The sequence below is a fragment of the Bacillus sp. AP50 genome (genome assembly GCF_040492675.1).
GTDB lineage: Bacteria > Bacillota > Bacilli > Bacillales > Bacillaceae_G > Bacillus_A > Bacillus_A cereus.
Genome location: NZ_JBEUTW010000155.1, coordinates 1 through 12483, shown reverse-complemented (window position 1 = coordinate 12483; position 12483 = coordinate 1). Strand labels below are relative to the sequence as shown.

The window sequence follows — 12483 nt, the reverse complement described above, 5'->3', positions numbered from 1 at the left end:
GCATAGTTTGTCTACATTTTATAGTATAGAGCACTTTTTACTATAAATGAAATGAGATGATTGTGTGCCTTTTATAAACCGTTTTACAACAACAGTACCTGGTGCCGTCACGTTCACTGGGAACACGTTAGGGCTTAGCCCTACATCACCTGCGCCAGGTAATATTTTTGGTACACTTGCTGTATTTACTACGGTAAATACAGCGCTGCAAGTACCAGGGTTCCCAGCAGGAACGACGGATGAATGGCAATTGAATTCTTCAAGTGCAATTTTAAATCTTCCGGCGGGGAGTAGTGTGCTATATGCAGAGTTAGTTTGGGCTGGTACTTTTCGGACTGATACGGAAGATGTTTTACCATTTTTAAATGATGATATTACATTTACAACACCATCAGGGACGTTTGCTGTTACGCCAGATCCCGCTACCGCGCAGCAAGGTTCAGTAGGAAATCAGTTTTATTATGCTCGCTCTGCTAATGTAACGAATCTTGTTAGTGCAGGTGGGGCAGGCACATATACAACAGGTGCTGTGCCCGCTGCAAGAACTTCAGCTGATCCAACAATCAGTCGTTCAGCTGGCTGGACGCTTGAGGTTGTATATCAAAATGCAAGTTTACCTCTTCGGAATTTGTCAGTTTATGCAGGCCAAGAAATTATTGATGCTTCATCCCCGCCTGTTGATGCTACTATTTCAGGATTTGCTACTCCAGCTACAGGAGCTGTTACAGGAAGAGTACTCGTAACTGTTCAAGAGGGAGATTCCAACATTTCTGGAGATCAACTTCGCTTTGGACCAAACCCAAATGCTACAGTTGCATTATTCGGACCGAGAAATCCGGCAAATAATTTCTTTCAATCTCAAATTTGTAATGACTTTGGGGAATTAGATACAACCGGAACGTTTGGAGATTTGAATCAGCCATTAGGGATAGCTTTGGCTGTTCGAAGACAAGGATGGGATATTACAAACGTAGATGCTTCATCATCATTAGTAAATAATCAAACGTCAGCAACCGTTCGGTTCGTTACAAATGGTGATGGTTATGCAGCGGCTGGTTTTGGTGTTCAAATTGATGCGACGGGACCGATTATAAATCCTGTCAAATCTGTTGATAAAGCAGTTGCAGGTATAGGAGATATTCTCACTTATACGATTACAGTTCCGAATACAGGAACAGGAAGTGCGGACAACGTTATATTACAAGATAGTATTCCGAACGGCACAGCATTTATAGCTGGTAGTGTAACGGTTGGTGGAGTAACACAACCAAGTGCGAATCCAGCTAGTGGAATTAATTTAGGAACGATACCAAATAATGCTCAAAGAATCGTTACATTCCAAGTAAGAATTACATCGTTTCCAAATCCAAATCCTATTTCAAATCGTGCAATGGTGTCTTACCAATTTCGTCCTTTCGTTGGTAGCCTTCCTATTGCAAGTACGTCTTCTTCAAATACAGTACAAACGACAGTGAATCAAGCAACTATAAGTATGCAAAAGTCTGTAGATCTACAGACGGCAACACTTAATGATGTATTAACGTACACGGTTAATGTAACGAATAATGGAAACATCACTGCAAACAATGTTATTTTTGTTGATAGTATCCCTGCTGGAACAACATTTGTCGCAAATAGCGTTACGGTAAACGGGGTAGCACGTCCAGGAGCGAATCCAGCAAGTAGTATTAATCTTGGAAGTATTAATGCATCGCAAACGACTGTAGTGCGCTTTCAAGTTCGAGTGACATCAAACCCTCTTGTCAATCCAATTCCAAACCGTGCGAGTGTAACATTTAACTTTACTCCAGTACCTGGTCAACCACCAGTTTCAGGGCAAGCGACAAGCAATACTGTAGTTACGACAATTAATATAGCTGATATAACAACGAGAAAAACAGTGGATAAAGCTTTTGCAACGGTTAACGACGTTCTTACGTACACGGTAACAATTCAAAATACAGGAAATGTACTTGCGACGAATGTTATTTTTCAAGATCCAATCCCAACTGGAACGACTTTTATCACAAATAGTGTAACTGTAGATGGAATTTCGCAACCTGGGGCAAATCCGGCAACTGGCTTTACAGTTGCTAACATATCTCCAGGTGGGACTAGGACAGTTACATTTCAAGTACGAGTAACTTCTACGCCATCAGGAGGTACGATTCCGAATCGCGGAAATGTGTCTGCTAATTTCGTCGTTATTCCGAATCAGCCGCCAATAACGATTAATAGACAAACGAATACAGTTGTGACACAAGTTAATACAGGCGGTTTAAATGTAATAAAAGAAGTGAATACAACACAAGCAGCAGTAGGAGATACTTTAACATATACGATTGCCGTTCAAAATACAGGAAACGTTCCGCTAACAAATGTGTTATTTCAAGACACTATTTCTTCCGCTGTTTCCTTCGTTGCAAATTCTGTAACAATTAATGGAGTACAGCAAAGTGGACTAAATCCGAATACAGGATTCTCTCTTCCGAATATTCCTGCGGCTCAAACGGTTGTAGTCACATTTGACGTAGTAATTGTACAGAATCCAGAAAATGAAGATATTTTAAATCAAGCAAATGTAACAGCAAGCTTTCAAGTGAATCCGAATGAACCACCAGTAACAATCAATGTACCGAGTAACGTTGTGAATACGACAGTACAATCAGGGAACTTTGAAGTTGTGAAAGCAGTGAATACGAATGTGGCAACGGTAGGAGATGTTTTAGTATATACAATCGAAGTTATAAATGCAGGTAGTGTACCAGCTACAAGTGTATTTTTCCAAGATTCAATTCCGCCAGGGACATTATTTATTGAAAATAGTGTATTGGTTAATGGTGTTTTACAAGAGGGGACAGATCCAGGACTAGGATTCCCATTAAATGATTTACCTACTGGCGCGAGTGTAATTATTTCATTTGAAGTATTAATTGATGAAATTCCGCCAGGGAATAATGTTGTAAATAACGCGAATGTAACTGGAGATTTTCTTGTAAATCCAACAGAGCCACCAATTACTGTGACGGTTCCAAGTAATACTGTTATGACAGTTGTTAATTCCTCAGGACTAAATGTAATGAAGAGTGTAAGCGCTACTGAAGCAGGTGTAGGAGATACACTAACATATACAGTTGCTATACAAAATAGTGGAACGGTAGTAGCGACAAATGTATCATTCCTTGATCCGATTCCAGTTGGAACCACTTTTGTAGCGAATAGTGTAACAATAAACGGGACACCTCAACCAGGTTTAAACCCGACAACTGGATTTCCACTTGCTAATATTCCAGTAGGAGGTATAGTAACAGTTACTTTCCAAGTGGCAATCACGAGTGTACCACCAAATAGAGTTCTTCCGAATAATGCGAATGTAACTGCTGATTTCCAAGTAAGTCCTCTCCAGCCACCAATTACAATTGTAACGATTAGTAATATTGTTGTGACGCGAGTGAATGTAGGATCAATTAATGTAATAAAAAGTGTAAATACACCACAAGCAGGTGTAGGAGATACGTTAACGTATACGATTCTTATTCAAAACACAGGAACTGTCCCCGCAACGAATATTATTTTTCAAGATCCAATCCCATCTGGAGCTACATTTGTAGCGAATAGTGTAACGATTAATGGAGTCGTTCAGCAAGGTGCGAATCCTATAGTGGGTTTTCCTGTTACAAATATTCCAGTTGGGCAAACTGCTACAATTACGTTCCAAGTGACAGTGACAAGCGTTCCGAGTGGTGGAAATATAAGAAATCAATCGAATGTTACTGCAAATTTCCTTATAAATCCGGCAGGACCTCCTATAACGACTACTACAAATAGTAATTTTGTAGTAACACAAGTAAATACAGCGAGACTAACTATACAAAAATCTTCATCTGTACAACAAGCAGCACTTGGAGAGACTTACACATATTCTGTTGTTATACGAAATACAGGTACAGTTGCAGCTACAAATATTTCTTTCATTGACACGATTGCTCCAGAAACAACATTTGTAGCAAATAGTGTAACGATAAATGGAACGCCTCAACCTGGATTTGATCCAAATATTGGTTTCCCGCTTCCTAATATTGCAGCTGGCACATCATTGACAGTAACATTCCAAGTGATAGTTGTTGCACCATCAACGCTTGGGGCAGTTCTAAACACAGCGTCTGCTACAGCTACTTTCTTATTGAATCCTTTACAACCACCTGTAACAACAACGAACTCAAGTAATACAACGGTAGTTACAATACCGTTACCTCCTCCTGGTGAAGTGATAGCAATAAAAACAGTAAATATTGCAACTGGGGCTGTTGGGGATGTATTAACGTATACAGTGCTAATAACGAATGTAGGAATTATCCCTGTTACAGATGTACTCTTCCAAGATGTCATTCCAGAAGGGACGACGTTTGTTGACAACAGTGTAACGATAGGTGGAATACAGCAACCTGGATTAAATCCAGAAATAGGCTTTACAGTTAGTCCGTTATTAAATGCTGGTGCGAGTATTTCTGTAACGTTCCAAGTGACCATTACGGAAATTCCTGATAATGAAGTCATATTAAATGATGCTGACGTTACATTTACTTCACAACCGAATCCGCAGGAGCCACCAATTACGCAAACGATATTAACGAATTTAGTCGTTACGACAATTAATATAGCTTCAATTTTTCCAGTAAAAATAGTAGATAAAGAGGCAGCGACGGTTGGGGAAATATTAACCTATGATGTACTAATTTTTAACTTTGGAACGGTACCGGCAACGAATGTCCAATTTCTTGATTCTAGTACGAGTGGTGTAGCATTTGTTCCAGGAAGTGTGAGTATAAACGGAGTGCCAGAACCAGGATTAGATCCGTTCATAGGCTTTGCAGTTCCAGATATACCTGTAGGTGATTTTGTACTTGTCACATACCAAGAGATGGTAACGAGCATACCTCAAGGTGGAACAGTTGTTAACTTTGTGGACGTTACGGCTACGTTTGCTGTAAGTGAAACAGAGCCGCCTATTACTGAAACGACGACAAGTAACACGACATTAACAGAAATAAATGAATCTGGTTTGAATGTTTTAAAATCAGTAAGTCAGCCGGTTGTTGCAGTAGGCGATACAATCACATATACAACAGTAGTTCAAAATACGGGAACAGTGATAGCGACGAATGTTCAATATAGTGATGTATTACCATCCTCTATAACATTCGTACCGAATAGTGTAACGATAAACGGTGTGTTACAGCCTGGATTAGATCCTAACACTGGCTTCTCACTTCCGGATATAACTCCAGGTGAAAGTGTAGAAGTCACATTCCAAGTAACAGTTGTTAGCGTTCCGTCAAACGGAACAATTGCCAATACGGCAAATGTTACCGGAAGCTTTATTTTAGTACCAGGAGAACCACCAGTTATAGTAAATCAGCCAAGTAATACAACACTCACAACTGTAAATAGAGGACGCTTTAATGTTATTAAACAAGTAAATAGAGCCGCTACTCTAGTTGGAGATGTATTGACGTATACAGTGCAAATAACGAATACAGGAACAGTAACAGCTAACAATGTTCAGTTTATTGATACGATTTCAACAGGTGCGTCATTTGTACCAAATAGTGTAACGATAAATGGAGCCCCGCAACCAAACTTAAATCCGATTACTGGATTTGGAGTTGGAGATATCCCAGTTGGTGAAACAGTTATAGTGACGTTTCAAGCGACAGTTACAAACATCCCGTCATCAGGAACAATTACGAACGTTGCAAATATAACAGGAAGCTTTACTTTAGTGCCAGGAGAGCCACCGGTTGTAGTAACAGAGCCGAGTAATACGACGATAACTAGAGTGAATAGAGGACGATTCAGCGTTATAAAATCTGTAAATAAAGAAGCGACACGATTAGGAGATACGTTAACGTATAGTGTGCAAGTTACAAATACGGGAACGGTAACAGCGACGAACGTTCAGTTTAGCGATGTTCCATCACCTAGTTTAGAATTCGTTCCTGGAAGTGTACAAATAAATGGGATTCCGCAAGTAGGTTTAGATCCATTTGTAGGCTTTGCATTGCCTAATCTTGCAGTAGGGGATAGCGTATTAATTACATTTGAAGTAAATGTAATCGCAGTTCCGCCTTCTAGTAGCATTATGAATACAGCAAGAGTAACGGGTGATTTTGAATTAATTCCAGGAGAACCTCCGTTTACAATTACGAATTCAAGTAATACGACAGTCACACCAGTAAATAGAGGCAGTTTAGATATGCAAAAAGAAGTAGATCATTCAATTGTTGGAGTAGGAGAAACAGTAAAGTATACGGTTCGAATATTAAATACTGGTACTGCTGATGCGATGAATATTCAATTTATCGATGTCCTATCTCCGGAAGCTGTTTTTGTACCAAATAGTGTAACTGTAAATGGAGTAGCTCGTCCGGGAGTAAATCCGCAGGTTGGATTTACGATTGTAGACGTTCCAGTTGGTGAGACGGCGATTGTAACATATGAAGCTACGATTACGAGCTTTCCAGATGGTGGTACAGTAGTGAACGTTGCTGGGGCGTTAGCAGAATATATTTTAGTACCAGGGGAGCCTCCAGTTACAGTGATGGATACGAGCAATACAGTTATAGTGACGGTAAATACTGCAATCTTATTTGTTGCAAAAGGAGCAAACTTTGAAGTAGCGATGGTAGGAGATGTTGTCACTTATGGAATTGCCGTTATAAATGACAGTACAGTTCCTGTGACGAATATTGTTTTAACAGATATCATTGATCCGAATACTTTATTTATAAATGGCACGGTAACGGTAAATGATGTACCTCTTCCATTTGCTAATCCGAATACCGGTATTCCGTTAGGTGATTTTCAGCCAAATGACGCAGCAATTATTAATTTCCAAGTTGTAATAACAGGAGGACAAATAAATAATTTAGTTACAAATACTGCTATAGCAAATGGGCTCGCAACTGTAAATCCGAATGAGCCGCCAGTAGTAGTTGAAGGTGATAGCAATACAGTTGTTATCCCGTTTATTTCTCAAAATGTCTCAACGACAGTCGTAAAAACGGCAAATTTACAGGCAGCAACAATTGGCGATGTTATTACGTTTACGACAGTTATTACAAATACGGGGGATACAGCAATACAAAATATTCGTTTTCAAGATATGTTAGATAGTAGTGTTCAATTTGTCCTTGGAACTGTAACGATTGATAATACGCCAGTGCCAAATGTAAACCCAGTATCAGGTTTTATTATAGGAAATTTAAATCCAGGTGAAGCACGGACAGTTTCGTTCCAAGTAGTAGTGCAGAGCGCGCCAAATGGTTCAGGAAATTATATAAATCAAGCGAGTATTCGTTTCGAACATCAAGTAGGCACAGTATTGCCACCTGTTACACAAATGGTAGAAAGTAACATAGTTGTCATTCCATTTGTTCCAACGATAGAACAAATTTGTGAAACGAATCTTAATTGCTTAGGGAAAATTCCTTTTCAATGTTCTCCGTGTAATCATTTGCAAATAAATAAAAAATAAATACAGAAAGAGCATCCGGAAAGAAGGATGCTCTTTCTGTATTTATCATGTAGATTCTTTTTCGGGTGAGGTGAAAAATTCGTCGATTTTGTCGGAGAGTAGTAATGGAATGGCTCCTTTTATAACAGAAATGTCCCAGTCCCACCATGCGAGATTCTCTAGTTTGTCAATCGTTTCTTGCGGGAAACGATATCGAACAAATTTTGCAGGATTACCAGCTACAATTGCATACGGGGGTACATCTTTTGTAACAATGCTCCTGGCGCCGATAATGGCCCCGTTACCAATTGTAACACCAGATAAAATGCAGGATTGATAACCAATCCATACATCATTGCCGACTACGATATCACCTTTTGAAGAAGGGTGACCAGTAATATGTGCTCCTTCATCAAAAAGTGCATTAAATGGATAAGTTGTTATCCAGTCTGCGCGATGTTCACCGCCAAGTATGAAAACGACTTCTTCTGCTAATGAACAAAACTTACCTATTTTTAATTTTGTTTCATCGTTCCAAGAAAAAATGGTTGGCCCTACTTTACTATAAGTATAATCACCAATATCATATTTATTATATTCAGGTTTTTGATTTAAATATAACATGCTTCTTCAGCCTCCTTTCTCAATTAAGTGATACGTATGGAATATTATATGCAAGATGTAGTAATGTGAACTGTATTAATAGGTGAAATGAACAAAAGGAAGTGGGATGTATGCGATACGAAATGGGTCTATATAATAAACCGTTTCAGTCAATTCAATCAGGAAAAAAAGTATATGAAGTACGCCTATACGATGAAAAACGTCAACTAATAAACAAAGGCGATGAAATCGTATTTACGAATCTTACGACAAAAGAAATGATGACGGTAAAAGTAACGGAAATAAAGCGATACGAGAGCTTTAAAGCCATGTATGAACAAATCGATAAAAAATTATTGGATTGTGAAAATGATAGTTTAGAGGAAATGTTAGAAAGTACATACAAAATATATACGAAAGAACAAGAAAAAGAGTGGGGAACAGTTGCGATTCGTATTGAGGTAATAAAATGATAAGAAATCGCGGAGCGGCTATCATTGTACAGGAAGGAAAAATCGCTCTTATAAAACGTATTCGAGAAGAGGAAACATATTATGTGTTTCCTGGCGGAGGGATTGAGGAAGGTGAAACGCCTGAAGAGGCAACGAAAAGAGAGGTATACGAAGAATTAGGGGTACATATAAAAGTGGAGCACCTTATTGCAAAGGTAAAATATAAAGGAAATGAATATTATTATGCTGCCTATATTACAGGCGGAGTGTTCGGAAGTGGAACAGCTGAGGAATTTCAGTGGGAAGGTAGAGGAAGTTATATTCCGTTATGGCTACCGATAAATGAGTTGGAAAAAGTGAATATAAAACCTTATGAAGTGGTCGGAAATATATTTAATCATTATAAAATATAACGTCTGACAACATACAAAAAAAACCATTGACATAGGCTTCTGATTTAAGTATTGTATTCGAGTATGTTTATAATCAGGAGGTTTATATGAGCAATCAAACTACTACACATCATGTGAAAATGACAACAGCAGATCCATCTGGAATTGGTCTATTTGGATTAGCGATGGTAACACTTGTAGCATCATCTCAAAAGTTAGGCTTAACAGATGGCGTTTCACTTGTATTACCGTGGGCAATCTTTTTAGGAGGATTTGCACAAATCTTTGCTTGCATTCATGATGCAAAGCATAACAATACATTCGGTACAACAGCATTCGGTGCGTACGGTCTATTTTGGCTAGGTGTTGGAATGACTTGGTTAATTCAACTTGGAGTATTTGGCGAAAAATTAGCACAAGCTGCAGATTCAAAACAGCTTGGTGTAGCCTTTATCGGATATTTGATTTTCACAATCTTTATGACAATTGGTGCAATGGAAACACATAAAGTATTATTTATGATTTTCGTCCTTATTGATTTCTTATTTATCGGTCTTTCATTAAGTACTTTAGGTGTTATGCCGCATGCAATGCATAATTTAGCAGCATATTCTGAACTTCTTATTTCATTATTATCTTTCTATGGTTCAGCAGCAGCAGTGTTAAACACACACTTCGGAAAAGTTGTTTTACCAGTTGGAAAGCCGTTTGGTATTTTTAAAAAGTAATAAAAAAGCACAGATGATTGTATAGTCATCTGTGCTTTTTTATTTATTGAAAGCTATAGCAGTCGTCCTTGTTAATTCAGAAATTTTTTGAGAGCTCGCAGAATTACCGTCTATTGTTACATGAACTTGTTGCTTAGGGTTCGCTGTAACTACCCATGCGTTTGGTAAATAGCGTGATTTATGAGATAAGGTGGAAGGGATATTTAAAATATCTCCCATTGCATATAATGTTGCTGATGATCCACCGTCCATTGCCATCGCATTGACAGCACCTTTTTCATAAAGAATATCTTGACAATCTCTCAAGGAAGCACCAATGCTATGAGGTTGTCTACCATCAATGACGAAAAACATAATCGATCCATCTTTTTTCTGAGCCATAATGCTTCGAGGGCCATATCCCCAACCACCATCATTTGTAATCATTTTTTCTCCATTTACAATTAGCTGAGGCATAAATCCAGCAGCGGAAACAACATTTTTATTTAACAATTGGTTAGCAGAAAACTCTCCAGAAACCATTTGTCCATATTTTGTAATACCACTAGTGAGGGTAGGGGTATTAATATCTTTCGGCGTGTTTATAACTTTACCGTTTTCAATAACAATACCGATTCCGGTTTTACCACCACCATGCCCGGTTTCATCCCAAAAACCACTGGCATTGACAGCGGCAACTGCATGGTTTCGCTTTGCCATTACGTATATTTTTTCTCCGACGTCTTTACCTTCTGAACCTTGCTGGGTAACAAGTTTTACGTTGAATGGATTACTAATTGTCATTAATTTCCCTTCGAAAAAATGATCATTATATTTTTTCTTTATTGTTTCAATAGAAACATCTAGTGGTAAATCTTTTCGTCTTTCTAACTCTTTTTTTGAAAGTTTAGAAGTTAAAAATTCACTATTTTTCCATTTTGGATTTGTGATGGATTGAGAAATATCATTTAATTCTTCATCAGACAATAACGTGAATTTTGCATATTGTGGATGCTGAGAAGTTAAAATACTCTCGGCTGCGATAACACGTAAATTATGACCGTATGAAGTACCGAATAAAATAATAGCAGCTCCTATTAGTAAGAATATTGTTAAAAGGGAGGTTGCTTTTAAAAATCTAATAAAATACTTTCTCATCATAAGGACTCCTCTTTCTGTAAAGTGAACAATTGATTAGAGATTGAGCATGATACAAAAACATTTTTTATTTGAAATAAGTAATGTGAAATGATGATAATACAATAATGTTTGAAGATAGATTTGGCAATAGTTGAATATGAATGTAGATATTTAAAATGAAATATAAATAGTCAGATGTGAAATGTAAATAAAAGTAGAAAAAAATCAATTGAAATTGATTCTCATTATTAATATAATGAGAATGAGAATCATTTATTGTTAGAGGGGGATGCCAAAGTGGCAAAAATTTTAATAGCTTATGCAAGTATGTCAGGAAATACAGAGAGTATTGCTGATTTAATTAAAGTTAGTTTAGATGCTTTTGATCATGAAGTAGTATTGCAAGAAATGGAAGGCATGGATGCTGAAGAATTATTAGCTTATGATGGAATCATTTTAGGATCTTATACGTGGGGCGATGGTGAATTACCATTTGAAGCGGAAGATTTTCATGATGACTTAGAAAATATAGATTTAGCTGGGAAAAAGGTAGCGGTGTTCGGATCGGGTGATACAGCGTATGAACTGTTTTGTGAAGCGGTAACGATATTTGAAGAACGTCTTGTAGAGCGCGGTGCAGAGCTTGTACAAGAAGGGCTAAAAATTGAATTAGCTCCAGAAGATGAAGAGGATGTTGAAAAATGCAGTAATTTTGCAATTGCATTTGCTGAGAAGTTCTAAGAATGGGAGTGTCAACGTGGAGACAATGTTAAGTGCAACTGCTATTACAAAGTTAAGAGATGGAAAACTGTTGTTAGCTACTACATATAATGGCTTATTTGTTGAACAAGACGGAGAATGGAAACGAATTTTAAATGGTTTTCAAAAACGAATTAGGGATTTACATAGCGAAGATAATGTAGTTTATGGTGTAGGTGACGAAGGGATTTTTATTCGTAGTATGAATGGTGGAGAGAACTGGACAATTCAGCGTTTTCCAACAAAAGCAACGAGTTGGAATGTATGTAGCAATGTACAAGGAACTGTTGTTGCTCATGGAGAAAAAACGCTGTATCTTTCTAATAATTTCGGTTCGACATGGGAAACTATTCATCCGTTTCTTGAGTATGGCAGTGCGGCACCGTCTATTCGATCGTTATTTTTATATAAACATTACTTATTTATTGGTACGAAAATACATGCTAAATATGGTGGTGTTTGGCTCTTTGATTTGAAGACACGTAAATTAAAGAGGATTAAAATTGCGATGAATCAAATGATCTCCGCGTTGACTTTACACGATTCTTATTTAGTAGCGGCAAGTGGATCGTGCAAGGGAGTTAGCGGGAATATTTCTTATTGTAAAATAGATGAAAGTATTGCAAGTGAAAAAATATATTGGCACACATGTCAAAGTGAGCAGAAAGCAAGTAGTTATTTAGACTTAAGTGTAGATCAACATGTTTTATATACAACTTCAACGCAAAATAAGGCGGGTATTAGTAGTGTGTGCCGTGTGCTTCTTGAAGAAGGTATTGTTACAGTATGTGATTCAGTTAAAGGGCACGGATGGCGCATTGTTAATCAAAAAGAGGGTTATGTAGTAGCCGGATCAGGTGAATTAAAAGCAATGCAGTGGGAACAAAAAATAATTTAAGAAAAAACTTTACTTT

8 protein-coding genes are annotated in these 12483 nt (G+C 37.7%); 6 read left to right on the top strand and 2 right to left on the bottom strand.

Translation table 11 applies throughout. The features are described from left to right. Nucleotides 1-64 precede the first annotated feature (64 nt). The gene (locus ABWK52_RS13455) at nt 65-7537 is read left to right on the top strand and encodes a DUF7507 domain-containing protein (RefSeq protein WP_098542293.1); all 7473 of its coding nucleotides are present in this window, start codon (nt 65-67) and stop codon (nt 7535-7537) included. 45 nt (nt 7538-7582) lie between these two features. Here the strand turns inward: ABWK52_RS13455 and ABWK52_RS13450 are convergent, their stop codons facing one another. Further along, on the bottom strand, nt 7583-8140 hold the full coding sequence (locus ABWK52_RS13450; RefSeq protein WP_000966305.1) for a CatB-related O-acetyltransferase: 558 nt from the start codon (nt 8138-8140) through the stop codon (nt 7583-7585). 110 nt (nt 8141-8250) lie between these two features. Here ABWK52_RS13450 and ABWK52_RS13445 point away from each other — a divergent pair, with 110 nt between their 5' ends. From ABWK52_RS13445 to ABWK52_RS13435, 3 genes are all read left to right on the top strand, one after another. Further along, complete coding sequence (locus ABWK52_RS13445) at nt 8251-8592, top strand: ASCH domain-containing protein (protein WP_001268348.1); 342 nt, start codon at nt 8251-8253, stop codon at nt 8590-8592. Further along, on the top strand, nt 8589-8984 hold the full coding sequence (locus ABWK52_RS13440; RefSeq protein WP_000620829.1) for an NUDIX hydrolase: 396 nt from the start codon (nt 8589-8591) through the stop codon (nt 8982-8984). Before ABWK52_RS13445 ends, ABWK52_RS13440 begins: the two co-directional genes overlap by 4 nt. Before the next feature lie 86 nt (nt 8985-9070). Then, the gene (locus ABWK52_RS13435) at nt 9071-9691 is read left to right on the top strand and encodes an acetate uptake transporter (RefSeq protein WP_000070938.1); all 621 of its coding nucleotides are present in this window, start codon (nt 9071-9073) and stop codon (nt 9689-9691) included. Nucleotides 9692-9730: 39 nt separating this feature from the next. Here ABWK52_RS13435 and ABWK52_RS13430 read toward each other — a convergent pair whose 3' ends face one another. Next, a complete protein-coding gene (locus tag ABWK52_RS13430; protein WP_001233794.1) occupies nt 9731-10828 on the bottom strand; it encodes a phosphodiester glycosidase family protein in 1098 nt (365 codons plus the stop codon). A gap of 279 nt (nt 10829-11107) precedes the next feature. Here ABWK52_RS13430 and ABWK52_RS13425 point away from each other — a divergent pair, with 279 nt between their 5' ends. Further along, a complete protein-coding gene (locus ABWK52_RS13425; RefSeq protein ID WP_001062752.1) occupies nt 11108-11551 on the top strand; it encodes a flavodoxin in 444 nt (147 codons plus the stop codon). 16 nt (nt 11552-11567) lie between these two features. After that, nucleotides 11568-12467, top strand: a complete 900-nt coding sequence (locus tag ABWK52_RS13420; RefSeq protein WP_097796151.1) for a WD40/YVTN/BNR-like repeat-containing protein — start codon at nt 11568-11570, stop codon at nt 12465-12467. The last annotated feature ends 16 nt before the right edge of the window (nt 12468-12483 follow it).